Annotated in this window: 18 protein-coding genes; 5 read left to right on the forward strand and 13 right to left on the reverse strand. The window is 65.4% G+C overall.

Translation table 11 applies throughout. From position 1 onward, the window contains the following. Window positions 1-132: 132 nt before the first annotated feature. The 4 genes from IC234_RS05695 to IC234_RS05710 all read right to left on the reverse strand — a co-directional run bounded on the left by IC234_RS05695 (window position 133) and on the right by IC234_RS05710 (window position 12,229). Window positions 133-9,108, reverse strand: coding sequence for a T9SS type A sorting domain-containing protein (locus tag IC234_RS05695; RefSeq protein ID WP_190922887.1), 8,976 nt, complete (start codon window positions 9,106-9,108; stop codon window positions 133-135). A gap of 14 nt (window positions 9,109-9,122) precedes the next feature. Beyond that, a complete protein-coding gene (locus IC234_RS05700; RefSeq protein WP_190922888.1) occupies window positions 9,123-10,127 on the reverse strand; it encodes a hypothetical protein in 1,005 nt (334 codons plus the stop codon). Window positions 10,128-10,503: 376 nt separating this feature from the next. Continuing rightward, window positions 10,504-11,163, reverse strand: coding sequence for an NAD-dependent epimerase/dehydratase family protein (locus tag IC234_RS05705; protein ID WP_190922889.1), 660 nt, complete (start codon window positions 11,161-11,163; stop codon window positions 10,504-10,506). Window positions 11,164-11,392: 229 nt separating this feature from the next. Continuing rightward, window positions 11,393-12,229 (reverse strand): CvfB family protein, encoded by an 837-nt coding sequence (locus tag IC234_RS05710; RefSeq protein WP_190922890.1) that lies wholly within the window; start codon window positions 12,227-12,229, stop codon window positions 11,393-11,395. 169 nt (window positions 12,230-12,398) lie between these two features. Here IC234_RS05710 and IC234_RS05715 point away from each other — a divergent pair, with 169 nt between their 5' ends. Next, complete coding sequence (locus tag IC234_RS05715; protein ID WP_190922891.1) at window positions 12,399-13,070, forward strand: carboxypeptidase-like regulatory domain-containing protein; 672 nt, start codon at window positions 12,399-12,401, stop codon at window positions 13,068-13,070. Between the two features lie 52 nt (window positions 13,071-13,122). Here IC234_RS05715 and IC234_RS05720 read toward each other — a convergent pair whose 3' ends face one another. The 5 genes from IC234_RS05720 to IC234_RS05740 all read right to left on the reverse strand — a co-directional run bounded on the left by IC234_RS05720 (window position 13,123) and on the right by IC234_RS05740 (window position 15,739). After that, on the reverse strand, window positions 13,123-13,794 hold the full coding sequence (locus tag IC234_RS05720) for an MIP/aquaporin family protein (protein WP_190922892.1): 672 nt from the start codon (window positions 13,792-13,794) through the stop codon (window positions 13,123-13,125). Next, on the reverse strand, window positions 13,794-14,306 hold the full coding sequence (locus IC234_RS05725; RefSeq protein ID WP_190922893.1) for a GNAT family N-acetyltransferase: 513 nt from the start codon (window positions 14,304-14,306) through the stop codon (window positions 13,794-13,796). Before IC234_RS05725 ends, IC234_RS05720 begins: the two co-directional genes overlap by 1 nt. Before the next feature lie 109 nt (window positions 14,307-14,415). Further along, complete coding sequence (locus IC234_RS05730; protein ID WP_190922894.1) at window positions 14,416-14,847, reverse strand: arsenate reductase ArsC; 432 nt, start codon at window positions 14,845-14,847, stop codon at window positions 14,416-14,418. Between the two features lie 31 nt (window positions 14,848-14,878). Further along, window positions 14,879-15,337 (reverse strand): DUF6428 family protein, encoded by a 459-nt coding sequence (locus IC234_RS05735; RefSeq protein ID WP_190922895.1) that lies wholly within the window; start codon window positions 15,335-15,337, stop codon window positions 14,879-14,881. 63 nt (window positions 15,338-15,400) lie between these two features. Then, a complete protein-coding gene (locus tag IC234_RS05740) occupies window positions 15,401-15,739 on the reverse strand; it encodes an ArsR/SmtB family transcription factor (protein WP_190922896.1) in 339 nt (112 codons plus the stop codon). Window positions 15,740-16,113: 374 nt separating this feature from the next. Here IC234_RS05740 and IC234_RS05745 point away from each other — a divergent pair, with 374 nt between their 5' ends. Beyond that, on the forward strand, window positions 16,114-16,611 hold the full coding sequence (locus tag IC234_RS05745) for an energy transducer TonB (protein WP_223827548.1): 498 nt from the start codon (window positions 16,114-16,116) through the stop codon (window positions 16,609-16,611). A gap of 220 nt (window positions 16,612-16,831) precedes the next feature. Here the strand turns inward: IC234_RS05745 and IC234_RS05750 are convergent, their stop codons facing one another. Further along, window positions 16,832-18,793, reverse strand: coding sequence for a BamA/TamA family outer membrane protein (locus tag IC234_RS05750; RefSeq protein WP_190922898.1), 1,962 nt, complete (start codon window positions 18,791-18,793; stop codon window positions 16,832-16,834). 196 nt (window positions 18,794-18,989) lie between these two features. Between IC234_RS05750 and IC234_RS05755 the strand changes: the two genes are divergently transcribed. The 3 genes from IC234_RS05755 (at window position 18,990) to IC234_RS05765 (ending at window position 21,632) form a co-directional block, all read left to right on the forward strand. Then, the gene (locus tag IC234_RS05755; RefSeq protein WP_190922899.1) at window positions 18,990-20,258 is read left to right on the forward strand and encodes a putative DNA modification/repair radical SAM protein; all 1,269 of its coding nucleotides are present in this window, start codon (window positions 18,990-18,992) and stop codon (window positions 20,256-20,258) included. Window positions 20,259-20,353: 95 nt separating this feature from the next. Next, window positions 20,354-20,533, forward strand: coding sequence for a hypothetical protein (locus tag IC234_RS05760; protein WP_190922900.1), 180 nt, complete (start codon window positions 20,354-20,356; stop codon window positions 20,531-20,533). Window positions 20,534-20,687: 154 nt separating this feature from the next. Then, window positions 20,688-21,632: a TIGR03915 family putative DNA repair protein gene (locus IC234_RS05765; protein WP_190922901.1), complete on the forward strand. Its 945-nt coding sequence runs from the start codon at window positions 20,688-20,690 to the stop codon at window positions 21,630-21,632. A 50-nt stretch (window positions 21,633-21,682) separates the two neighbouring features. Here IC234_RS05765 and IC234_RS05770 read toward each other — a convergent pair whose 3' ends face one another. The 3 genes from IC234_RS05770 to IC234_RS05780 form a co-directional block, all read right to left on the reverse strand. Beyond that, a complete protein-coding gene (locus IC234_RS05770; protein WP_190922902.1) occupies window positions 21,683-21,883 on the reverse strand; it encodes a hypothetical protein in 201 nt (66 codons plus the stop codon). 217 nt (window positions 21,884-22,100) lie between these two features. Then, the gene (locus IC234_RS05775) at window positions 22,101-23,558 is read right to left on the reverse strand and encodes a hypothetical protein (RefSeq protein WP_190922903.1); all 1,458 of its coding nucleotides are present in this window, start codon (window positions 23,556-23,558) and stop codon (window positions 22,101-22,103) included. A gap of 45 nt (window positions 23,559-23,603) precedes the next feature. Continuing rightward, window positions 23,604-25,901, reverse strand: coding sequence for a beta strand repeat-containing protein (locus IC234_RS05780; protein ID WP_190922904.1), 2,298 nt, complete (start codon window positions 25,899-25,901; stop codon window positions 23,604-23,606). Between the last annotated feature and the right edge of the window lie 40 nt (window positions 25,902-25,941).

Here is a 25,941-nt window from a genome sequence, read left to right on the forward strand (position 1 = left end):
ATCAATATTTAAGGGTGGTTAATTTTTGGCTAAAATCATAGCCCAAAATATATTTCCTGAACTTTACAAGTGACCACACAAAAAAGCCTCGCCAGACACTGGCGAGGCTTTTTGTTGCTCAGGCTACGGCACCTACTCCTTCACCAGGCGTTTCACCACCGTGCCTTCCTGGGCGTGGATGCGGACGGTGTACACGCCCGTGGCCAGGCCGTTGAGGTCGATGGTTTCGGAGAGGAAACCCTGCTTGGGGCGCGTGCTGAGCTGGCGCACCGTCTGGCCCAGCACGTTCACTACTTCTACCTGCACCGGGCCCTGCTCGCGCAGGCCGGCCAGCTCCAGGGTGGTGCGGCCGGTGGTGGGATTGGGGTAGAGGGCGGTGCGGGCTTCCAGCTTGCCGGTGGTCACGGCCAGCGGCGAGGCGGCCACGAAGTTGAGGTAGAAGCGCTGGCCGGTGTAGGTGGCCAGCATCGTGAAGGCGTAGGTGGGGCTGGCGGCCAGGTTCTGGCGGCGGTTCAGCACCCGGTCTTCGAGCCACACCTGGGTGCCGGCGGGCGCATCGGCGAGCGCCGTAAGGGTCAGCTCGTGGGCGCCGTCCTGGCTCACGCGCACCCCGAGCGGAATGACGGAGGCCGTGGCCAGGTCGGGCAGGCCGTTGATGGCGAAGCTCTCGGTGCCGGCCTGGCTCCAGAGGCTGGGGCGGCCGTTGCCGTTGAGCTGCACCTTGTAGGCATCGTGCCGGGCCGAGAAGCCGAGGGCCGCGCCGGGCTCGAAGTACACCACCGTTTCATCGGCGGTGGCGGTGGCCAGGTTGCGGGCTTCGAGGCGGAGGACTGGTTTTTGGGTGTTGGTTGTTAGTTGTTTGTTGTCAGTTGTCAGTTGCTGGCGGTTGAAGGTGGGGGAGAGGTAGCTGGTGGCGCGCACGGCGTTGGTGAGGCTCACGCTGGCCGTGGGGGCGGTGGCCCGCACGAAGAAGCCCTGCATGGCGGCCAGGTCCTTGGTGCCGCCGTTCTGGCCGAGGCCGTTCACGTAGGCTTTGTAGGTGCCCGTGTACTGGCCGCTGGGCTCGAACACGTAGAGGGCATCGGCCACGCCGCTGAGCATGCCGGTGGTGCTGCGGGCCACGTCCCAGTCCATGGGCGCGGGGTAGGGGTTGCCGAGCAGGTGCCAGCCCGAGTTGGCCAGGCTGCCGCGGCCCAGGACGTAGCTCACGTTGCCGGTTTGCAGCAGGCCCGAAATGTCCACCGTGGTGGTGGGCAGGGTTTGGGCAGTGTAGCCGCGCAGGGGCAGCAGGTCCTGGGTGGCGGTGGGCACCATCCAGCCGTCGTCGAAACCGGGTTTGGAGGCGGTGAGGCGGGTTTCGTCGTACTGGAAGAAGGTCGGGAACGGCGTGGCCGTGTTGCCGGCCGTGTTGTATGCCGGGTTCAGCTCAAGCACCGGCAGGTCGTCGGCAAACTCCTGCACGGTGGTGCTGATGCCGGCCGCGCTGCGCTTCATGGGCGAGGAGTAGTGGCGGTAGCCGGGTGCCCCGCTCAGGCCCGTGATGAAGCGCTCCATGGTCGAAACGCCCGTCACCACGCCGCCGCCCACGGGGTTCACCACCATGGCGGTGCCGCTGGCGTTGCTCGTGAGGGTGAGGTGGCCGTTGGAGGCCAGGTTGCCGGTGGTCAGGGTCAGCATATGGGTCAGGAACCAGTTGTCGGTGGCCGTCACGCCGCTGCCGTTCTGAATGAACAGGTCGTAGAAGCGCGTGGGCGTGGCGCTGATGCCGCCGATGGTCTGCGGGCCGGTGCCGATGCAGTACCAGCCGAAGGCGCCGCAGTTCACCAGGCCGGTGTTCACGAAGTTGCCGAGCAGGTACACCGGGCCGTTGTAGGTCACGCCGGCGGGGTTGGCGCAATTCAGGCCGAAGAAGCGGAGTTGCTGGGTGCCGCCGCAGCTCTGGGCCACCGTGCCGTTGAAGTACACCGTGTAGGTGGCCGGGTTGAAGGGCCCGTTGCAGAGCCAGTTGCCGGCCACGTAGATGTCGCCGGCCAGCACGCAGCCCACCAGGTTGGCCCAGGTGATGTGGTGGAAGTAGCTGCGGGCCGTGGCGCCGGTGGTCGTGATGGTTTGCAGCGCCGCGCCGTTGAAGCTGACGCCGAAGCCCTGGCCGTGGAAGAGGCCGGTGTTGTTCCAGAAGCCGGCCACGGTGATGTCGCGCAGCAATTGCACGTCCACCGCGTTGGTGATGCCCACGTTGTAGAAGGCCGTCAGGACCGTGCCGCCGATGGTTTGCAGGGCCGTGCCGTCGAAAATCACCGTCTGGCTGTTGGCCAGGTAGCCGCCGTTGTTCACCCACAGCCCGCTCACGTAGATGCCGTCGAGCAGCGTCACACCGGCCGCGTTGGCAAAGGTGATATCGTGGAAGTGCGTGCGGCCCGAGGTGCAGGTGATGCTCTGGGCCACCGTGCCGTTGAAGCGGGTGCGGAAGCCGCAGCCGCAGTAGCCGCCCTGGTTCACGAAGTGGCGGGTCACGTCGATGTTCTGGCCCAGGCTCACGTTCACCGCGTTGTTGAAGGTCACGTCGTAGAAGGTGGTCAGGGCCGTGCCGGCGATGGTTTGCAGGTCAGTGCCGTTGAAGTACACCAGCAGGCTATTGGCCAGGAAACTGCCGTTGTTGGTCCAGTCGCCGAGCAGCGTGATGCCCAAATCCTGCCGCACGCTGGCGCCCGTGGCAATGGTGAAGTGGTGGAACACCGTGGTCACCGAGCCGCCAATGAGCTGGAGCACATTGCCGCCAAACGTCACCAGCTTGCCATTGGCCAGAAAGCCGCCGTTGTTGGTCCAGCTGCCGGTCAGGAAGACGTTCGAGAGCAGCGTGACGCTGGTTGGGTTGTTGAAGCGCAGGTCGAAGAAGCGCGTATTCAGCCCCGCCGCGATGGTTTGGGCGGCCGAGCCGTTGAAGTACACCAGATAGCCATTGCCGAGGAACACGCCCGCGCCGGCCCAGTTGCCGAGCACCGTCACGGCCTGCAGCAAACTCACCGAAACCGGGTTGCTGATGGTGACGTGGTGGAACGTGGTAAGTACCGAACCGGCTATGGTTTGGGCCACGTTGCCGATGAAATTGACCAAGTAGCCGTTGGCCAGGAAGCCGCCGTTGTTCAGCCAGTTGCCCCATACGCTGATGTTCTGGTTGAGCGTGATGCCCGCCAGGTTGTTCCAGGTCACGTGCCAGAACTCGTACACCCCGCCGCCCGTGAGGCCTTGCGCCCCGCTGCCGCCGAAGGTGAAGGTGTAGCCCGTGTACACGCCGCCCACCAGGTTGTAGCCGTAGAACGTGCCCAGGTTGGCGAAGCCACCCAGCAAGGTCACGTTCTGCAGCAGCCGCACGTAGGAGGTGCTCGCCACATTCCAGCCGTAGAAGCTGAGCGCCGCGTAGCCGCCCACCGTCTGCACCACGCCGGGGCCTTCGGTGCCGTTGAAGTACACCGTGTAGGTGCCTGGGTTGAAGCTGCCCGAGTACAGGTAGTAGTTGCCGGCGATGTAGATGTTGGTGGCCAAACTCACGCCCGCCGCGTTGTCGGCGTAGAAGTGGTAGAAGTAGGTCGTGGCGTTGGCGTTAATCACCTGCGCCGCCGTGCCGCCGAAGCGCACGAAGTAGCCCAGGGTGCTGCCGCCGCTCAGGTACCAGCCGTAGAACACGCCCGTGTTCACGAAGCCGCCCAGCACGTAGATATTCTGGTGCAGCGTCACCGAAATCAGGTTGTTGAAGGTGACGTTGTAGAAGTTCGTCACCTGCGTGCCGCCGATAATCTGGGCCGCCGTGCCGGCGAAAATCACCGAGTACGTACCGCCCGAGAACAGGCCGTTGTTTATCCAGTCGCCGAGCACCGTGATGTTGCTCACCAGCGTTACGCCTACCGGATTGTTGACGGTGACGGTGTAATACGTGCTGCTGCCGGTGCCACCGATGGTCTGGGCCACCGTGCCGCCGAACACCACGCCGTACGTCACGGCCGAGAAGGTGCCGTTCACCACGAAATTGTTCAGGAACACGGTGTTCAAGCCCAGGTTCACCACCGCGCCATTGTTCACGTAGGCGTTGTAGAAAGTCGTTACCGAAGTACCGCCAATCACCTGCGTCGTGCCCGTGCCGTTGAAGTACACGTTGTAAGCCGCGCCGCCCACGAAGGTGCCAAAGTTGTACCAGTTGGCGTACACGTTCAGCACGTTGTTCATCGTCAGGGTCGAGCCCGCGGTGATGTACACGTTGCCCACCTGCAGGGGGTTGGTGCCGTAGATGAACTGCGTAATCCCGCCCGTGAAGTACCAGCTGGAAGTGCTGCTGGCCAGCACCGTGCCGTTCACCGTCACGTTGCCGTACAGGTTGAAAATCCCGTTGTTGGTGAAGGTCGCGCCGTTGGCAATGGTCAGGTTTAACGCCAGTGCCGCCGTGCTGCCGGTGACAACCGGGTAGAAGCTGCCGCCGCTGGGAATCGTGACCGCGCTGGTGGCGGTGGGCACCTGCCCGCAGCTCCAGTTGCGGCCATCAAACCAGTCGGTGCTCACGCCGCCCGTCCAGGCGAAGGTGAGCGCGCCCACGGTCAGGTTGGCGCCGTTGTCGGCGCCCACGGCGGCCGGGCTGTCGGCCACCACGCGCACCCGGTAGCCGCTGCCAGCCGGGGTGCTAGCGGGGATGACGGCCGCAATGGTGCCGCTGGCCGCGCTGCTGCTCAAGGAGCCGATAAGTACCGGCGAGCTGAACGAGCCGGCGGCGTTGGAAAGCTGCACCGTGAAGGTGTTGCCGCCGTTCACGCTGCCCGTCGTCACGGTGTACGGCACCGAAATGGGCGAGCCCGGGCAGAGCGAGCCGCTCACCGTGCCCGTGCTGAGGGCCAGCACCGGCGCGCCCACCACCACCTGCACCTGCCGCGTCACCGAGCAGCCATTGATGCTGGCCGTGAAGCTGTAGGTGCCCGCGTTGGCCGCGTTGGCGCTCGGGATGCTGGGGTTAGGCTGGGTGCTGCTGAAGCTGTTCGGGCCGGTCCAGGCAATGGTGGCGCCGGCCGGCACCCCGCTGCTGCTGAACTGAATCAGCGCGCCCGCGGCCACCGGCGAGTTGGAGCCGGCCACTACGTTGGTCAGGTTCGAGATGGTCAGGTTCGCGCCGTTGTCGGCGCTGGTCAGGGCCGGGCCGGTGCTCACCAGCCGGATGCGGTAGCCGGTGCCGTCCGAGGTGCTGGCTGGCAGCGTGAAGCCCAGGCTGCCGCTGCCGGTGCCGCTAAAGTTGATGGTGGTCAGCACCACCGGCGCCGCAAACGAGCCGCTGGCGTCCGACAGCTGCGCCGTGAGGCTGCCGCTGCTCAGGCCCGCGCCAGACACGGTGTAGTTCACCGCGTAATTATTGCCGGCGCAGAACTGCCCGGAGAAGGTGCCCAGCGCCAAAGTCGTGGTCACCGGCGGGTTCACCAGCACGCGCACGCTGGCCGAATCGGTGCAGCCGCCCTGCGTCACAAACACATAGTAGAAGCCCGACGAAGCCGTGGTCAGGTTATTAAACGTCGGGTTCTGCTGGTTGCTGATGAAACTGGTGCCGCCGCTGGTGTAGTTCACATACCACTGGTAAGTGGCCGCGCCGTTGGGGCCAGCATTCAGCTGCAAGGTGCCGCCCGAGGCGATGGGCGAGTTGCTGCTGGCCGTGGCCACCAGCGTAGTGGGCACCGTCAGGTTCGAGCCGTTGTCAGTGGTGCTGGTCACGCCCGGGTTCGAGCCAATGAGGCGAATGCGGTAGCCGCTGCCGGCCGGCGTGCCTTGCGGTATCGTGGCCGCAATTGAGCCGCTGCCCTGCCCGGTGAAGGCCGCCGAGCCAATGGCCACCGGCGCGGCAAACGAGCCGCTGGCATCCGACAGTTGCGCCGTGATGGTATTGCCGCTGGCAAACACGTTGCCCGTCACCGAGAATCCAATGTTCAATCCTGTGCCGGGGCACAAACTGCCATTAAACTGCGAGATGGCCAGAATGGGCTGTGCCGACGGATTTACCACCACCGTGGTGGCCGTGCCGGGGCTCTGGCAGCCGTTCACCGTCACGTAAAGGGTGTAGGTGCCGCCGTTGCTGAGCGTGGCGTTGGCAATGGTGGGGTTTTGCTGGGTCGACGAGAAGCCGGGGCCGGTCCAGAAGTACGTCGCGCCCGCCACGGTCTGGGCCGTGAGCTGAATGGTGCCGTTGAAGGCCACCGGCGAGTTGCTGCTCGGCGTGGCCGTGGGCTGGGTCGTGATGCTCAGGTTGGAGCCGTTGTCGTTGCTGGTCACGGCCGGGCTGGAGCCCACCAGCCGGATGCGGTAGCCCGTGCCCGAAGGCGTGTTGGTCGGGATGGTGGCCGAAATGGCCCCGCCGCCCTGGCCCGTGAAGGCCGCCGACCCAATCACCGTGGGCGCCGCAAACGAGCCGCTGGCGTTCGAGAGTTGGGCCGAAATCGTGTTGCCGCTTAAGAAGTTATTGCCCGTCACCGAAAAGCCGACGTTGAACGTGGCGCCCGCGCAGCCATTAAAGCCAAACTGGCTCATGGCCAGCACCGGCACCGTGTTCGGCTGCACCAATACCCGCACGCTGGCCGAGTCCTGGCAGCCGCTGGCGTTGCCGATGTACACATAGTACAGGCCGCTCTGCGTGTTTTGAGCGTTGGCCAGGTTCAGCGTCTGGCCCGAGCCCACGAAGGCCGTGCCGCCGCTGGCGTAGTTCACGTACCAGCTGTAGCTGCTTTGCCCCAAAGGCTGCGCCGCCAGCTGAATGGTGCCATTGAACACCACCGGCGAGTTGGCGGTGGCCGTGGCCGCCGGCGTGGGGTAAACGGTCAGGTTCGTGCCGTTGTCCGTGCCGATGATGCTGGGATTGGAAGCCACCACGCGCACCCGGTAGCCGGACCCGGCCGGCGTGCGAAACGCCACCGAGTCGCGCAGAATGCCGCCGCTGGCGTTCTGGCTGATGAGCGTGCCGTACAGCCGCGAGCCGGCCGTAAACACGCCGTTGGCGTCGGAGAGCTGGAAGTTGAACACGTTGCCCGCGCCGTAGCTGGCCACGTTGGTCGAGAACGGCACCTGAATGAGCGTGCTGCTACAAAACGCCGTGGCCGAAACCGCCCCCGTGGCAATGGCCGGCGGGTAAGCGAAGCTGCCCGCCGAGCAGGCCGTGCCGGCCGGCGTGGTCACGCAGATGGGGCCGGTGGTGCCGCCCACCGGGGCCGTCACCGTCAGGCCCGTGCTCGTATTGTTCGTGATGGTGCTCACCACGGCCGGCACGCCGTTAAACGTGACGGCCGTGGCCCCGCTCAGGTTGGTGCCCACCAGCGTCACCACCGTGCCCGCGGCCCCGCCCGTGGGCGTGAAGCTGGTGATGCTCGGGCTGGCGCAGTTGAAGTAGTAGGCGCCCACGCCGGTCACGATGGTGTAGTTGCCGCCGGTGCTTTGGAACACGAGGCGCAGCACCCGCGCGTTGGTGGCGGGCGTGGCCAGCGTGCGCACCACCGGGTACACGCCGTTGGCGTTGAAGGTGGCCGTGTAAGTGTCCACCGTCGTGAAGGGGCCGGCCGTGCTGGCGGCCGTCTGAATCTGGAGCGTGAAGTTGGTGGGCGTGGCCGAGTTGGTAAACTTCAGTTGCACCTGGCTGATGCTCTGGGCGCTGCCCAGGTCGGCCTGAATCAGGGCGCCGTTGTACACGTACACCGAATTGCTCGTGCTGGGCGTGGCCGGCTCGGCGTTAAACGCCAGCTCCGGCGGGTTGCCCACCGAGCCGCCCGAGCCGTAGCTACTCGTGGGCAGCCCGGCCGTGAGGTTGGTCGAGCTGGCGCAGCCGTTTTTCACGAAGCTGCGGCTGCTCACCAGGCTCCACTTGCCGGTGGCATCGCGCGAGCGGAAGAAGATGCGGTGGGTGCCGTCGGCCAGGGCGCTGGCATCGGCCGCGAAGCTGAAGTTGGCCAAATCCTGGGCGGGCGTGGGCACCGGCACGTCGGTGGCCGAGCCAAAGCCGGGGTCGTTATCGAAATAATACTCGATTTTGTTGATGTTCGGCGCCACGGCCAGCACCGGCTCGTAGTAAAAGCTGCGCACGTTGGTCAGGCTCCACTTGCCGGTGGCGTCGCGCGAGCGCACGCTCAGGGCGTGAAAGCCGCTGCTCAGGCTGCTCAGGTTCACGGCAAAGGCCACGCCGCTCAAGTCGGTGGCCGCCGTCACCGGCACATCGATGCCGTTGCCGAAGCCCGGCTCGGCGTCGATAAAATATTCCACCTTGGTCACGTTGGCCAGGGCGTTCAGCGCGGCCGGCTCATAGTAGAACGTGCGCCGGTTGGTGAGGCTCCATTGCCCGTTGGCGTCCTGGCTGCGCACGACCAGCTGGTGGAAGCCCGCGCTCAGGCTGCTGATGTTCACGTTGAACGCCACGCCGCTCACGTCGACCCCGGCCGTCACGGGCACGTCTACCGCCGCCGCAAAGCCGGGGTCGGTGTCGATGAAATACTCCACCTTCGTGATGTTGGGCAGGGCGTTGAGGGCGGCCGGCTCGTAATAAAAAGTCCGGCGATTCGTCAGGCTCCACTGCCCGTTGGCGTCGCGCGAGCGCACCCCCAACTGGTGGAAGCCCGCGCTCAGGCTGCTCAGGTTCACGTTGAAGGCCACGCCGCTGATGTCGACCCCGGCCGTCACGGGCACGTCGGTGCCCGCGCCGGGACCGGGGTCGGCGTCGATAAAGTATTCCACCTTATTGATGTTGGCCAGGGCGTTCAGCGCGGTCGGCTCGTAGTAAAACGTGCGCCGGCTGGTCAGGCTCCACTGCCCGTTGGCGTCCTGGCTGCGCACGCCCAACTGGTGGAAGCCGGCACTCAGGCTGCCCAGCGGCACCGTGGCCGAGAGGGCCGGCAAGTCGCTGGCCGGCGTGGGCGGCAGCGCAATGGCCGTGGCCGCCCCGATGCCGGGGTCGGCGTCCACGAAGTATTCGGCGCGGGCAATGGTGGCCTGGCCGTAGCTGCGCACCGCACTGCCTATCAGCAGCAGGAGCAGCAGCGCCAGCGGCAGCAGCCAGCCATGCCCCGGCCCGTCGCTCCGCGTGGGCCGGAAGTCGTAATAGCGTTGCATAAACCGGGCGCCGCTTAGTTATTGGAGCGCGTGCCCAGCGTCACGTTCAGCGAGTTGCCGGTCACGGCCTGGTTCAGCTGGTAGATGGACGGGATGGCCGGCAGCCCGCCAAAGCGGTAGCCGTAGCCGGTGGCGCTGCCCGTGGCCCCGATGTCGACGCCGCCCTGCCCGGCGCCCACGGCGGGGTTGGTGCCGGTTTTCAGCTTGTACCAGGCGTCGAACTGGCCGGGCGCGGTGGGCGCCAGCACAAACACCGACGCCAGCGGCACGTTAACGACGTTGTTAGCGCCCTTCGTGCCAATGGTGGCAATGGTGGCGGCCGTAAACATGTTGTAGTCCCAGTTGGTGTTGGCCGTGGGCGTGAAGGTGCTGTTGAAGTAGTTGTTACGCACCGTGAAGTTGTTCAGGCTCACCGACGAGCCGATGCAGGTATTGTTGCTGAACTCGCCCGACGCGCCCACGGCCGTAATGTTGGTGCTAGCCGCGTACATGATGTTGTTAGTGATGAGTGAGTTGGTGCTCACGCTCGATTCCTGCACGCCGTAGAAGTAGTTCTGGCGAATCACCGCGCCGGACGTGTTCGAGCCATACGCCAGGTAGATGTAGCCCGAGAGCCGGCAGCGCTGCACGGTGATGTTGTTGGCGTTGATGTACCACGTCGTGTTCGACTCCAGCCCCGCCACCGTGGTGCCCGCGCTGCCGGGGTTGAAGGTGATGGTGGAAATAATGGCGTTGATGGTGTTGGCCTGCAGCGCCGGGGGCTGGTTTTCGCCCAGGAAATACCCCGGCCCCACAATGGTGAGCTGCTTGGTGCAGGTGAAAGCCGGGTACGGCGTGGTAGAGGGCTCCACCTGAATGATGTCGCCGTTAGCCGCCGCCGTCTGGGCCGCCGTCAAATCAACGTAAATGTTGGTGCCCGTCACGCCGGTGTTGTTCACCCGGCGAATGGTTTGGGCCGAAGCCAGCTGGCCGGCCAGCGCCAGCAACACGAAGAGGAGGGAAGCGGAGAGGTTTTTCATAAAAGAAGAAAAAATTGGATGTGAGCGTAAATGACTGAGCAGCACAACGGCACCTGCCCGGAGGCAGACAGTCGCCAGACCACTGCTTAGAAAGGTAAAGTTTGTATATATAGTAAAATATTTATATCCGTGCTGGCACGGATTTTTCGTCCGCTTTTCCTCCGTGCCAGCACGGATGCCGGCGTCCTCTGCACACGTCCCATCAGTTTCCCCAAAACGCCGCCGGCCCCGCGGCGCGGCCCTCGCCGACGCATCGGGAGCAGCCGCCCCGCGGGGCCGGATAAACTGTAGAGACGCAACTACGCGTCGCCTTGTTGAAAGCAGACGCCCGAGCGCAACTCTAGCGGCGCGGACGCCGAGGCGCGACTGCGCGTCGCTATTTCGTGCTGGCGGCCAGTTCGTCGGACTCGTGCACGCGCACGCCGCCGCCGTCTTCCTCGGCGGCGCGCAGCATGGCGGCGGCCACGGTGGCCCCCGTCACGGGGCGGTACTTCAGCAGCGGGCCGCGCAGCAGCGGGCGCAGCAGGCGCAGCACCACCGCCCCGATGCGCTCGCCCAGGCGGGGCCGGGCGCGCTCGCCCAGCAGCAGCGAGGGCCGGAAAATGTGAATGGCCCGAAACGGCGTTTGCCGCACGGCGGCTTCCATCTCGCCCTTCACCCGGCTGTAGTAGATGCGGCTTTCGGCGTCGGCCCCCATGCTGCTCACCACCATAAACTGCGAGGCGAAGTTGGCCGCGGCCACGGCCGCCAGCCGCACCACATACAAGTAGTCAACCTTGTAAAACGCTTCCTTCGAGCCGGCCTGCGCCATGGTGGTGCCCAGGCAGCAGTACACGTCGTCGGCAATTAGCTTGAGGCGAACCTCTTCCAGTTGGTCGAGCTCCGTCGTCACCTGCACCAGCTTGGGGTGAATGGTGGGCACGGCCTTGCGCCCCACCACTATCACCTTGGCGTATCGGCCCGAAGCCAGAAGCAACGGCAGCAGCTGCGAACCAATGAGGCCCGTGGCCCCGGCGAGTAAAGCGGTTTTTTGCATAGCGGATGGTGTGCCAAGCGGCCCTGTCAGTGCGAGCGGAGCGAAGCAATCCGTCCTGTTCTCAGCGACCAGCCCCCTGATGTGATGAAGCCTGTTGCTGCACCCGCATTCGGCATGTCGCAGCACAGGGCCGAATACCATACGCCGGAAAAAGCGTCTGGTTGAAAGGAATGTGCTGCGCCGAAGGAAGAAGGACGATTTTGCTCCGCTCGCAATAAGAAAAGGCGGCCTACTTCAACACCGTCGCTTCCGGCTCCAGCGTCACCAACCCTTGCCGAAACAGCGCCCCCAGTGCTTTCTTGAACACTTTTTTGCTCATGCCCACGCGGCGGTACACGTCCTCGGCCAGGCTCTTGTCGCCCAGCGGCAGGCGCCCGCCCGGCGCGGCCTTGAGGGCCTTGAGCAGCGTGTCGGTGGCCGATTCCACTTCGCCGTAGCCTTCCTTTTGCAGGCGCACGTCGAGCTTGCCGTCGGGCCGGATTTGGCGCAGGAAGCCGGGCAGCTGCTCGCCCAGCCGCAGCGGCCGGAACACCTCGTTGTGAAACAGCAGCCCCTGGTGCGTGCCGTTCACGATGACGGGGTAGCCCAGCTCGGTTTCGTCGGCCACCAGCAGGCGCACCTCGTCGCCGGGCTCGCCGGGGAAGGGGGTATTTTTTAGGAATTGCTTCCACTTGGCCGAGGCCACCAGCCGGTCGCTTTCTTCGTCGAGGTACACGTACACCAGCACCCGCTCGCCCACGCGCAGGTCGCGGCGCTGGTTGCGGTAGGGCAGCAGCAGGTCCTTTTCCAGGCCCCAGTCCAGAAAGGCGCCGGCCGGGCCGTGGTCCTTCACGGTGAGGGCCGCGAAGCTGTCGACCAGCGCCAGGGGGCGCAGGTTGGTGGCAATGAGGCGGTCTTCGGAGTCGCGGTACACAAACACGCGCACGATGTCGCCCACGCGGGTGCCGGCCTCCACGTACTTTTCGGGCAGCAGCAGGTCGCCGTCGTCGGAGGTGAGGTAGAGGCCGATGCTGGTTTCGCGGGCTACTTCGAGGTCGTTGTAATCGCCGAGGAGGAGGCTGGCCATGGGGTGTGGGGTTGGGAGTGAAGGAGCAAAGGTCGGGAGGAAAATGGGCGCGCAAGCCACCGGCGCGCCCAGTATCGGGTCATTATACGGCCCCAGCCGGGCCTAGGCCCTTATCTTGGCCCGACAACCGCTGCCTTATTTGCCGATGCCCCTGCCCCTGCTTTACCGATTGATTGCATTGCTGGCGCTGGGCTGCACAGCGTGCGCGGGCTCGCGCGAGTTGGCGCTGGGCGACTACCGCGAAACGCATGGTCCCGGCGTGGTGCTCTGGACGGCGAAGCACCTGCGTCTGCTGCCGGGCCAGGCATTCGAATACGACATGAGCAGCGACGACCTCGCATCGGGTAAAAATGGGGCTGGCACCTACCAGCGCCAAGGCCACACCCTCGAACTCATCTTCAACGGCCAACCGCTCGTGCGGGCGTCCACGGTCCGGCTCCACTCCCTGCCCACCGCCTCCGATTCGGTGCGGCTGACTTTTGCCGTGCGCCAGGCCGATGCCTGGGACGTGCTGCAGCCGGCCGCGGGCGTCAGCGTGGTGGTGCGCGACCAGCAGGGCCACCCCAAAGCCCAGGTGCAGACCGATTCGGCAGGCTGGGCAGAGGTGCTGCTGCCCCGGGCCTGGTACCCGTGCACGCTGAGCGTGAGCAGCATCGGCTACCAACCCTTGCAGCAAGACGCGCCTCCCTCCAGCACAGCTTATCAAGTGAGTTTACAGCCCTCAGCGGGCCGGCTATACGACGCTGGTAGTCGGCTGGAATTCAAGGTGGTGAGGCAAACCTCCTCGCAACTGGTGCTTCGTCAGGGCGCTGAAAAAATCATCCTTGAAAAAGCTCTTTAGCCAGGCCGGGCCGTTGCTTGACTTTGCGCGGTAACGGCTCGCGCCTGCCACGTCATCGGGTTTCCGGCGCCCCGGCCGGAAATAACCGGTCCACCGCCACGGCCAGCAGCGCGCCGGCCACCGGCCCCAGCACATACACCCACCAATCGGTCCAGTTGCCGCTGAGCAGGGCGGGGGAGAAGGACCGCGCCGGGTTCATGCTCGCGCCCGTGAGCGGGCCGGCCACCAGCGCCTCCAGTGCCACCGTGGCGCTGATGGCCAGCCCCGCCAGCATCCCCGCCTCCTTCGAGCCGGCCGTGACGCGCAGAATCACCAGCATCAGCCAGAAGGTCAGAAACGCCTCGATGCCCAGCGCCTGCCAGGCGCCATGCGCGGGCAGCGTGGCGCCCAAGTTGGAGCCTTCGCTGGCAACGAGTTTCACCATGGCGCTGCCCAGGGCCGCCCCGGCCAGCTGCGCACCTATATAAGGTAGCACCCGCCGCCCCGGAAACCGCCCCATGGCCCAGAAGCCGATGGTCACGGCCGGGTTCACGTGGGCGCCGCTGGTGTCGCCCAGGCTCTGAATGAGGATGAACACCACCAGCCCGAAGGCGGCGGCCACGCCGCCGTGGCCCAGGGCGTGGGTTTGCTCGTTTACCACGGCCGCGCCCGTCCCAAAAATCAACAGCACGGCCGTGCCCAGCGCTTCGGCCAGCAGGCAGCGACGAAGGGTTACCGGCTGCATCAGGCCGGGGTGTGGGCGGCGCCCACCGTGGCGCTGCGGCGCTCCAGCAGCAGGGTGTCGCGCCACTGCCCGTGCAGCTGGCCAATCCGCTCGCGGCGGCCCACCACCCGGAAGCCGGCGGCCTCGTGCAGGCGCACGCTGGCTTCGTTTTCGGGAAAAATGCCCGCCTGCAAGGTCCACAGGCCTTGTTTTTCCGATTCTTGCACCAGCGCGGCCAGCAGGGCCCGGCCCACGCCCTGCCCGCGCGCGGCCTCCGCTATATACACGCTCACCTCGGCCACACCGCCGTACACGCAGCGGCTCGACACGGGCGAGAGGGCCGCCCAGCCTAGCAATTGCTCCGGCGCACCATCGGCGGCCACCACCAGCCGGCAGGCGGCCAGGTGGCTGGCGTCCCAGGCCTCCCAGGTGGGGGGGGCGGTGGTGAACGTGGCGTTGCCGGTGGCCAGGCCTTCGGCGTAGATGGCGCACACGGCCGGCCAGTGCGCGGCAGTCATTGGAAGAATGCTCATGCGGTTGAGTGAAAAAGCCACGGATATAATCCGGCTTCAAGGTAGCCCCTGCGGCCCGAAATGGCACTCCGGATTGCGGAAGCCGCGTTAAGAAACGGTTACTGGCCCGCTAGGCGGTTTGAAACTGCGCCCGCACGAAGTCGTGGGCATAGGCCTTCACCTGCTCGCGCACGGCCCGAAACTGCGCCATGATTTCCGCCTCGCTGCCGGTGGCCTTGGCGGGGTCGGGGAAATTGTGGTGCAGTTTGCGGGCCGACGACGGGAACACCGGGCACACTTCGTTGGCGTGGTCGCACACGGTCAGCACGTAGTCGAAGGGCACGTGGGCGTACTCGTCCACGTGGTTGCTGGTGTGGGCCGAGATGTCCACGCCGTCTTCGGCCATCACGCGCACGGCGCGCGGGTTCAGGCCGTGCACTTCCACGCCGGCGCTGTACACGGCGGCGCGCTCGCCCAGCAGCTGTTCGAGGTAGCCGTGCAGCAGCTGGCTGCGGCAGGAGTTGCCGGTGCACAGCACCAGCACGTTTTTCTTATCAGGCATGAATGAATGGATTATAGTAGCAGAGCCGGAATTAGCAGCACCCGCCGCCCGGCGTGCAGCCGGCGGTTTGGAGCTGAGGCAGGGCCAGCAGCTCGGCCGGAATGCCGCAGGCATCCTGCGCCAGACAGGCCGTGTGCTTTGGCGTCAGCACGAAGTCGGTGCCGTCGAACTCCAGTCCGAACTTGCCGATGGTGGCCTGCTGGTACTCCACCTCAATGGCCAGGTCCTCGCTGCCCAGAATGCGCTCCGAGAGCTGCAGGATGTGCAGAAACTTCTGCGGCGCCAGCCGGTGGTCGTAGTCGCCGGCTTCCCACAGCTGGAAATTGGCCACGGTTTCGCGCCGCTCCACGCCGCCGCAGTCGATGAAATGCTTGTTCACCAGCCCCAGTTCCGTCACGTGGAAATGGGCCGGCAGGTGGGTGCCGTCCGGCAGCCGGAACTTCACGGCCGTTGCGTTTGCCAGGGCCTGCTTCATCTCGGAAATATTCATGGCATTGTTGGGGGAAAGGGGAAGTGGGAAAGTAGGAGCAAAGGGAAAGAGCGAAGATGCTTTTCAGCAGGCGCAGTGGGCTTCGGGCGGCGCGGGCAGCTCGGCCAGCAGGGCGCCCAGCAGGTGGCGGGCCCGGGCCCAGCCGGTGGGCGAGAGGCAGTAGCACACCCGCGGGCCGTCCACATCGCCCTGCACCAGGCCGGCGGCTTTCAGCTCCTTGAGGTGCTGCGACACGGTGCTTTGCGAGAGCGGCAGTTCCAGCACCAGCTCGCCGCACACGCAGGCCCGCCGCTGCGCCAGCAGGCGCACAATGGCCACCCGCGCCGGATGCCCCAGAGCCTTAGCTACCTGCGCCAGTTCCTGTTCCTGGTCCGTAAACGCTTGTCGCTTGTGCGTGGCCATGCTGGATGCTTGTTTATCGTCGATTTACGATTGCAAAGTTATGCTCTTTTTCTGCTTCGCGAGTCTATTCTGAATAATCTTGAAATAGTTAAATTATATTTTCACTAAACTTAACACTGACCATATTTGCAGAGTGCCAAAAACGCATACCTTTGTCGTGTTAATAAGGCCAATAAATGGCAGTGAAGGCAATTAATCTGTGTTTTGTCTGTTTAATAGTGCATTTATCATTGCTTATTGTACTTTTGGCTTTTGAAATTATTTTTATGCCGAAAAGACAATTTTAGTAAAACATATTGTATCTTTAATCCGTTAGTGCTGGCAAGCGGAAGCCCAGGTTCCGCCATTACTTACCTCTTACCCCTTTGCTTGTGATGCATTCTCTACGCTACCTCTCACTCGCAAGCCTGATTGGGCTGCTGGCCACGGGCCAGGGCCACGCACAGGCCGGGGCCACGGCCTCGCTGCAAACCGGTCCTGCCACTGTTTCCGTGGCCCCGCCTCTGCCGGCCGTGCTCAAGGCCGTGGTGTCCGCGCCCGCTTTCAGCCCCGATTCGGTGTTCATCAACCCCGAAGTGCGGCCCCAGTTCGTGGGCGGCGACAAAGCCTTCGCGGCCTACCTCGCCAAGTCCATCCGCTACCCGCAGGTGGCGCTGCAGCGCCGCATCTCGGGCAAGGTGTACGTCAATTTCATCCTCAGCGCCCAGGGCAAAGTGACCGATGCCCACGTCATCAGCGGCCCCGGCAATGGCCTCAACGACGAGGCCCTGCGCCTGGTGTGGCTGATGCCGCCCTGGGAGCCCGCCCGCGTAAACGGCCAGCCCGTGCGCGTGGCCTGCACCATTCCCATTGCCTTCTCGGCCGACCGCTAGTTCCGCTACGGCTCTGCCCCGCACGTTTACCTACTGCAATACCCAATACCAGCGCATTGCTACCTATTCGAAGGGCGGTTGTGAGCCGCGCTACTCACAACCGCCACCTTATCCTGCTGCCCTATATTCTATCCGAGTTTTAACGAGTGCTTTATATATGCTAGCTTATGGAAAAAGCCCCGGTCCTGCATAGGCCGGGGCTTTTTGCTGGCGGCGCGGCCTACTGGTACGGGGCCGTGCCCGGCGCGCCCAGGCCAAAGTCGTTGAACGTAACCGTTTCGCGGGCCGACTCGAACAGGCGCACGCCGTTGGCCGCCGTGAGGCCGCGCGGGTAGTAGCCAATCAGGATTTGGAAGGTGCGCAGGGCCGTAAACTCGTTGCGGAAGCGCATGCCCAGCCCAAAGCCCGTGTAGGGCGCCCGGCCAAAAGGCGAGCCCCCGCGCGGCTGCTCGCTCACCCAGGCGGCGTCGGCAAAGGCCAGGCCGGCCAGCCGGAAGCCCAGCAGCGAGAGCGGCGTAAACAACGTGGTTTCGTAATTCACCACGAAGCGGCTGGTGGCCAGAATGGGCGTGGCCGGCGAAAAGCCCCGCAGGCCCCGGTCGTTGGTGATGCCCTGCAGAATGTCGCCGGGCCGCCGGTTGATGCCAATGGTGCCCCGGCTGCTGAGGAAGTGCCGGTACTGCCAGTCGCCCAGGTGGTAGAGGCGCGTGAAGGAGGTGAGCTCCGTGGACAGCACGCCCTGTTCCCACTGGCGGTTTTGGTCGAGGCGCTGAAAGGCGCCGATGTCGACGGCGCCGTAGAGGTAGCCGCTGCGGGTGTTGAAACCCCCCGCGGCGATACGGGCAGCCAAATAGCGGCGCGGCACCACGCGGTTCACGTCGTAGCCGGCCGTGAGGCTGAGCAGGGTGCCCGCCGGCACGTCTTCGGTGCGGCCAAAGCCGAACAGGTACCGGTCTTTGTAGTAGCGGCGCACGGAGTAGCCCACCGTGCCCAGCAGCAGGGTGCCGTCGTGGTAGTCGGGGGTGGGCACGCCGGTGCCGGGGTCGGGCCGGGGCACGGCGCTGAAATCGGTGCGAATGAGGCGGCCGGCCACAATCACGCGGCCCGGGTTTTCGTAGCCCAGGTCGTAGGAGCGCAGGCGCAGGGCGCGGCCCACCCAGGCATCCTGCACCAGAGATTTGAGCGGGTAATACACGTAGGGCTGGCCGGGCGGGGGAGCCACCAGGGCCACGTCCTGCGAGTAGCTGTCGAAGGTGATGGCGCCGGCGTAGCGGGCGCTGGGCGAGTAGAAGTCGCGCTTGAGCGTGACGCCGCCCGAGCGGTAGTTGTTCTCGTTGCGGTAGCGCGCTTGCCCGTACACGAAGTTGCGAAACGGCGCGGTGTAGCTGCCCACGTACGACCATTGCTGCGGGGTCTCGCCGTTGTCGGTGCTCAGGCCGCGGCCGTACTCGTAGGCGTTTTCGAGCTGGTGGCCCTGGCCCAGAAAATTCTGGTCGCCGAAGGTGACGATGCCGGCCGTGGCCGAACCCACCTGCAGCCCGGCCGTGATGCTGAACACGTCGGTGGTGATGACGCGGATGTCGACGCTGTCGCGGGTGCTGCTGGTTTCGTTCACCAGCACGCGGGCGTCCAGGATTTCGGGCGTCTGGCGCAGCAGGCGTTCCGACTCGGCCAGGGCCTGGGGCTCCAGGGGCTGGCCCGGCCGAAACAGCAGCACCTGCCGGATGCGCGAGCGCGAGGTTTTCAGGTGCAGGGCATTGCCCGACTTTTCCCAAAAGCTGCGCGGCACCTTGGTCGAGTCGCTGAGGCTGTAGCCGAAGGCGTCGAGGGTGGTAATCTCGACGCGGCGCACGACTTTGAAATTGTGCTGGTCGAACTGCCGGTTCAGCAGCACGGCGTCGAGGCCGGCCTGCTCTTCCTGGCGCTGGGTGAAGTTGAGTAGGCCAGAGAGGGCCTTGCCCACGATGGTTTTGCGGCGGGAGTACGCCTTGAGGCGGTTGATGATGCGCTCCTGGTCGAAGCGCCGGCGCAGGGAGTCGGGGCGGTGCGGCAGGATTTCGTCGCTGGCTTTGAGCGAATCGGGCGGCACGGCCGAGCGCGGGTCAAACGTCTGCCCCGCCGCGGGCCGGGCGGCCCCGGCCAGCACCACAACAAGGCAAAACAACCAACCGCGAAAGCTCATAATGGGGCGCAACGCTGCAAAATACGAAAAGGAGCCGGGCCCGTTGGCCGGCCGGGCCATTCTTGCTAAAAGTCCGCGCAATGGCCGAGATATATTTTCCAGAAAAAAGAAACTATTCCCAAAAAAATTAGCTTAAGAGATATTGCCTGTTTGGCCACTGAGTATTACTTTTAAGCCCGAAAGCCAGCCCTTCCTCATGAACGAGCGCATTCAAGAGAAACTAAGCATATTAGCCGATGCCGCGAAGTACGATGCTTCGTGCAGCAGCAGCGGCGCCAAGCGCAAAAACGAGAACAAAGGCCTGGGCAACGCCGAAGGCATGGGCATTTGCCACAGCTACACCGAGGACGGCCGCTGCGTGAGCCTGCTCAAAATTCTGCTCACCAACCACTGCATTTTCGACTGCGCCTACTGCGTGTCGCGCCGCTCCAACGACGTGAAGCGCGCCGCCTTCACCGTCGACGAAGTGGTGGACCTCACCATCAACTTCTACCGCCGCAACTACATCGAAGGGCTGTTTTTGAGTTCCGGCATTTTCTCCAGCCCCGACTACACCATGGAACGCCTCGTGCGCATCGTGAAGAAGCTGCGCACCGAGCACAAGTTCAACGGCTACATCCACGTCAAGACCATTCCCGGCGCCTCGGAGGAGCTGATTCAGGAAGCCGGCCTGTACGCCGACCGCCTCAGCGTGAACATCGAGCTGCCTTCGGAGCTGGCCCTCACGCAGCTGGCGCCCGAGAAGAACTACCAGGAGATTCTGACGCCGATGAGCCAGATTCGGGACGGTATTATTCAGAATAAAGAGGAGAAGGCGCTGTTCAAGAAAGTGCCCAACTTCGCCACCGCCGGCCAGACGACGCAGCTCATCGTGGGCGCCAGCGCCGAGACGGACCTGCAAATCATCAAGCTCACCGACTCGCTCTACCAGGGCTACGGCCTGAAGCGCGTGTACTACTCCGGCTATATCCCCGTGACCGACGACGCCCGCCTGCCGCAGGTGACGCAGCCGCCCGTCATCCGGGAGCACCGCCTGTACCAGACCGACTGGCTGATGCGCTTCTACGGCTTCCAGGCCGACGAAATCCTGGACCCCGCCCACCCGCACCTCGACCTCGAAATCGACCCCAAGCTGGCCTGGGCCCTGCGCAACCGCCACGTGTTTCCGGTGGACGTGAACACGGCCGAGTTTGAGATGATACTGCGCATTCCCGGCGTGGGCGCCCGCTCGGCCAAGCGCATTGTGGCCGCCCGCCGCTTTGCCAAGCTGAACATGGAAACCCTGCGCCAGCTGGGCGTGGTGCTCAAGCGGGCCAAATACTTCCTCACCTGCGAGGGCGAGCACCAGCCCATCATCGGCGAGCTGAGCGAGCAGCAGGTGCGCCGCCAGATTCTGTTCGGCGCCGGCTCGGTGCGCTCGGCCCTCGTCACCCAACAACTCGACCTGTTCGCTCAGGCTTCTTAGCAGCTATGCACCACGACGCTCCATTTTCCAACGGCCTCCCTTCGCTGTCGAAAAGCAGCTTGGGCGGCGTGCAACACGACATCTTTTTCTCTGTCATGAAAGTCATTCACCGCCAAAACCAGCCTTTCCGCCCCACGCAGTCGTCGGATAAAGTGGCCCGCCTTTCCTGCGTGTGCCGCCTCAGCGAGCTCATGCCCCTGGTGCGCCAGATGCACGACGAGGCCCGCGCCCGCCACCAGGCCCAACTGGGCGAAGGCCAGCAGCAGGCGGCCTAGCCGGGCCCCGCAGCGGTTATTTCCTTGCCGCGGGGCGGTGCCCAAGCCACACCCAAATCGGGGCGGACGTCTGCTCGCGGCCGTGTGCGGCGTGGCGCCACGCGGCCAAAGCGCCCAATTTCGCCGAGCAGCAACTCCAGTTCGACAACAGCTCATGGCCAACATTCGCCCCCTTCGCCGGCCGCCGGCTGCTCCCGCGCCAGCCGGCAAGGCCGTGCGCCGCCCCGTGCCCGCTTTCACGGGCCCGACGCGCGACTACACCTACGACGGCACGTTTGAGGGCCTGCTCACGGTGCTGTTCACCGTGTACGACAGCAAAGCCGCGCCCAACAGCATTCAGCCCGAAGCTGCCGTGCAGGGCGGGTTGTTTGCCGCACCTGCGCCCGTCGAAACCAGCGAAACCCTGGCTGCCCGGGTGTGGGAGGGCCTGCTGAACACCATGGACGCCGAAGCCCGCACGCGCCTCTACCACGTGTTTCTGAGCGAAGATGCGGACCGGGAAATGTTGGTGTTCCGGTACGTGGACCTGGCCCTGCGCTCCCCGCAGGACATTGCCGAGAACTACGCCAACGCCGACGTGCGCCGTGTGCAGCGCCTGGCCCAGCAGATGTTCCGCGAAAAGCATCGCATGGAAGCCTTCGTGCGCTTCGAGAAAACCACCGACGAGTTGTTTCACGCCACCATCGAGCCCGACATGGACGTGTTGCCGCTCATTGCCGCGCACTTCACCACGCGCTACGCCGACCAGCGCTGGCTGATATACGACCGCCGCCGCCACTACGGCCTCTACTACGACCTCACGCGCACCGATGTGGTGCAGTTTGAAACGGCTACGGCTCCCCGCAGCACAGGCCTCTCGGCCACCGTGCTCGATGAGCGCGAGCCGCTGTTTAAGGTGCTGTGGCAAGCGTATTTCGACCATGTTAACATCCCGGAGCGCAAAAACCTGAAGCTGCACCGCCGCCACATGCCCCTGCGCTACTGGAAATACCTCAGCGAAAAGCAGCCGCGCGAAACGCGTTTCCAGCCCATCGCCAACAAGCGGCCGCCCACAGACGGCACCCTGCGGCTGCCGGCCGCTCCCCAGCCAGAAGAGTGACGCGGCCCGTGCGGGCGCGGGCAAGGCCTGCGCGCACCCGTGCCGCGGGCTCACCCGAGGTGCTGCAGCACTTCGTCGATGGTGAGCTCGCCGGCCACAAAGCGGTCGAGGAGGGCACGTTCGTACGCTTGCGGGGCGAGGGCAGTATTTTCCGTAAGGCGCAGGGCCGTCATCACCAACCGCTGACGGCCTTGCGCGGTAGCCAGCACCGAAGCCGATGGCTCAGCTTGCAGTGAATCAGGCGTTTTCATAAGGGTGCGAAAGAAGTACAGGGGCAAAGGTCGGCCCTTTTGACGCCCGATTGTTACGTATTTAAGCGGAGGTTTGAGCAGATTGTACTTATTTCTTACGTAGGTAAACCACGTAATGGGACACGCAGAAGTCCTCCTAAAGCAAGTCGGGCGGATGCCGGACAATATGCCGACACCCGCCCGAAGAGCGTGCGTACGAAACGTGTGATTTGCGGGCTTATTCGCGCACCACTTTCAAGCCCACTTGGTGGGTGCCTTGCACCAGGCGCAGCACGTAGGGGCCGGTGGCCAGCTCGCCCAGCTCGGGCAGCGCCACGGGGGTGAAACCGGCCGGCAAGTCGAGCACGCGGCGCAGCAGCACGCGGCCCAGGGCGTCGAAAAGCTGCAGGGTGGCCGGGCCGGCAGTGGCCGTGCGCACGCTCAGGGCCGTGCCGTGGTCCCCAAACGGATTGGGCGCCGCCGTGGCTGCCAGGCCCAGCGGGGCCGCTACTTTCAGCGAGCGCATGGGCGAGAAGGCGGCCGAGCCGTCGGTGTCGACCTGGCGCAGGCGGTAGTACACCACGTCGGCGGCGTAGCGGGCCAGGTCTTTGTCGAGAAGCTGGTAGCTCTGCGGCTGGGCGGTGCTGCCGTGCCCCTTCACGGTGCCGATGCGCCGGAACACGAGGCCGTCGGCGCTGGCTTCCACGTCGAAATGGTCGTTGTTTTTCTCCGAGGCGGTGGTCCAGCGCAGCAGGCCGTCGTAGTCGCCCGCGTGCTCGGCGGTGAAGGCGGACAGCTCCACGGGCAGCGGGTTGGCGGCATTGCTCACGGTGAGGCGGCCCAGCGCGGCGGTGCTGAAGGAAAAGCTGCGCGTGCTGCCGCTCACGGTGGCCGCCCGCTGGGGGCTGGCCGGCCCCCAGAGCGCCGACCCCACATCGGCGCGCCAGGCCTGGGCGCTGGCGAAGGACGTGAGGCCGTTGTCGTCGTCGGCCAGCCACTGCAGCACCACCTCCACCGGCGCGGCGGGGGCCACGGCCGTTTCCACGGTCCAGATGCGGTCGATGCCTTTGAGGCTGGCGTTGGTAAAGTTGACGCCGCGGCTCAGGTTGTCCGTCAGTAGGCCGGCCGTGCGCGTGATGCTTACCTGACCCAGGCCCGTACGGTCGAGGGTAGTGCCATGGCCGAAATCCAACACGCCACTGCCCGCCGCCCGGATGATGCGCAAATTGCCCTGCACGTACTGGCCCGGGCCTTCGCCGCTGAGCGTAGCGCCGTCGGGCAGGGTGATGGTGGCGGCGGGGGCGGTGCGCACCAGGCCGCTTTGCAGCTGCAGGGAAGTCCCGATGGTGAGGTCGGCGGGCAGGCCGAGGGTGCGCTGGCCGGTGGCGCCGGTGTTGTTCAGCACCAGCGTGGCCACGGTGGCGGTGCCGGGCGTGAAGGTTTGGTTGGTGCTGCCCGAAAACAGCAGCTTACCGCCCGACGCCAGCGTGCCCTGGTTGGTGAGGTCGCCGGTGAGCTGCACGGTGCCGGCGTTGGTGAGGGCGCTGCCGGCTTTGTTCAGCACCGTGCCCTCCACGTAGAGCACGCCGGTGCTTTGCACCGTGATGGTGGCCCCGTCGTTGGTGAGGGTTTGGGCAAAACCCGGGGCGGCGAGCAGCACCGCCGCCAGCGTGGCGAGAGAATAGTTCTGCTTCATAACCTTAAAGATGCAAGCGTGAATGAAGACAACGGGAGGCCGCAGCTATTGCAGCAGCCGCCAGCCGCTACTAAGATAAACAAAGTGCGCAATGGTGTTGGCGTTTACCGTAGCGGTGCCGGTGGCGTACGTCACCGACAGGTTTTGCGCGTCGAAGTTGCCGAGCAACAGCCCCTGGCCTTCGGTGCCGGTGCCCAGCGTCACGGTGCCGTTGGCGGCGTTGGAGCTGTTGGTGGTGTAGTAATGCACCATGGCCGTGGGGTTGAGGGTGCTGTTCGAGGCGCTGACGGTGGCGCTGGCCGTGCTGTACACGGCCGTGCCGCTGGTCACTTTCAGGGCCAGGTTGCCGGCGCCGGCTTCCACGTCGAGCTTGGCGTCGGGGGTGTTGGTGCCCACGCCCACCCGGCCGTTGGCCCGCACCGACAGCAACGTGGTGCCCGCCACGGTTTGCGCGGCCCCGCTGCTCACATCCAGCGCCGAAGCGTCGGCGTCGGTGCCGGCCACGCTCACGGCCAGGCCGTTGCGGAAGCTGCCGGTGCCGGCGTTGTGCACCATGGCCACGAAGCCGGCCTGGTTGGCGGCCCAGGCCAGCGAGCCGGGGTTGCCGCCCTGCAGGTCGGAGCCCACGATGTTCTGGCTGGTGTTGGCCAACTGCGAAAAAGGCGCCGTGGTGCCCACCCCCAGCCGGCCGCCCACGTAGCCGTTGCCGCCGACGCGGAAGCCGCCGGTTTGGTCGGCTGCCGTTTGGTTTTGAATGAAATTAGTGCCGTCGGGGACGGCCTGGGTCCCCAGCGTGCCGTTGGCGGCCACCGTGACGAGGCGAGTGTTGCTGCCCGTGAGCCCGCGCAGGCGCACGGTGCTGGTGGTGCCGGCCACGTCGAGGGTGGCGCTGGGCGCGTCGGTGCCAATGCCCACGGCCACGGCCGTGTTGAAAGGGTCGCCGAGCACCACGGCGTCGTCCTTGTCCACGCGGGCGTTGTAGCCGAGGGCGGTGGCGCGGCTGCGCTGCGTGGCGCCGTTGGTGAGGTTGGCGGCGCTGCCCACGAAGGTGTTGTAGCTGCCGGTGGTGGCCGAGGTGCCCGCGTTGGTGCCCAGGCCCACGTTTTCGCTGCCGTTGCTGTTGTACAGGGCCTGGGTGCCAATGCCGACGTTGTTGCCGCCGACGGTGCTGCCCAGGCCGGGGTCGTGGCCGATGAACACGTTGTCGGTGCCGGTGGTGAGGCTGCCGCCGGCCTGCACGCCCATCAATGCGTTGCTCTGGCCCGAGGTGATGGCATCGCCCGCGGCAAAGCCCACCACGGTGTTGTTGATGCCGGAGGTGAGCTGGTTGCCGACGTTCGCCCCCACAAAGGTGTTGTTGATGCCCGTGGGGGCCGTGGCGGCGTACATCAGGCTGCCCAGGTACACGTTGTTGCCGCGGCCGTACAGCATGGGCTGGCCGGCCAGGCGCAGCAGGCCCGAGCCGTTGATGTCGCCCGCCACGTCGAGCCGGTAGCCCGGCGCGCTGGTGCCCACGCCCACGTTGCCGGAGTTCCACTCCACCAGCAGGCGGGTGGCGTTGGCGCTGGCGTCGCGCAGGGCAAAGTCGTAGTATTCCCCGGTGGCATCGCCCGCGTTGGCCGGGTCCACGGGCACGCCCAGGTCCCACACGCGCTGGGCCGCGCCGTTGCCGGTGCTCAGACGCAGAAAAACCGGCTTGGCGTAGGCGTTGTTGCCCAAGTGCAGCAGCTGCTGCGCGTCGTAGTTCTGAATGCCCACCAAGCCGGTGGCGGCCACCCGCAGCAGGGAGGTGCCGGGGGTTCCCACCACCGCGCCCTGGCTCACGTCGAGCGCGGCGGAGGCGGGGTCGATGGCCGCAATTTTCACGGCCAGGCCCCCGAAACCACCCGGGCCGCCCACGCCGTTATTGGCATTGAAAAAAGACGCCGCGTAGCCCTGGTCGTTAAACGCCCAGGTCAGCGAGCCGGGGTTGATGCCGTAGCCGCGCGCGTCGATGATGTTCTGGCTGGTGTTGGACAGCAGCGACACCGGGTTGTTGGTGCTAATGCCCACGCGGCCGCCGGGTTTCAGGAACAGGCGGTAGTCGGCCACGTCGGTTTCCGACAAGTTCAGGCCACCGCCTAGCAGGTTCCAGTGCCACTTGGGCGCGTCAGTGTTGTTGCGAAAAAAAAGCAGTTCCGAATTGGCCCCGCCGCCTTTGATGGTGAGGCCGTTGGGCGAGGGCGCCGTGGTGTTGATGCCTACGCCGTTTTGGGCAAAGGCCGGCGCGGCACCCAGGCCCAAAGCGGCCAACAGCCAGGCGGATTTACGGGGGAAGCGGCGGGAAGAGTAGCGTTTGCGCATAGCAGAAAATGAGATGAGAAAGAGCCCCGGCCACGCGCCG

Source organism: Hymenobacter armeniacus (assembly GCF_014699055.1).
GTDB lineage: Bacteria > Bacteroidota > Bacteroidia > Cytophagales > Hymenobacteraceae > Hymenobacter > Hymenobacter armeniacus.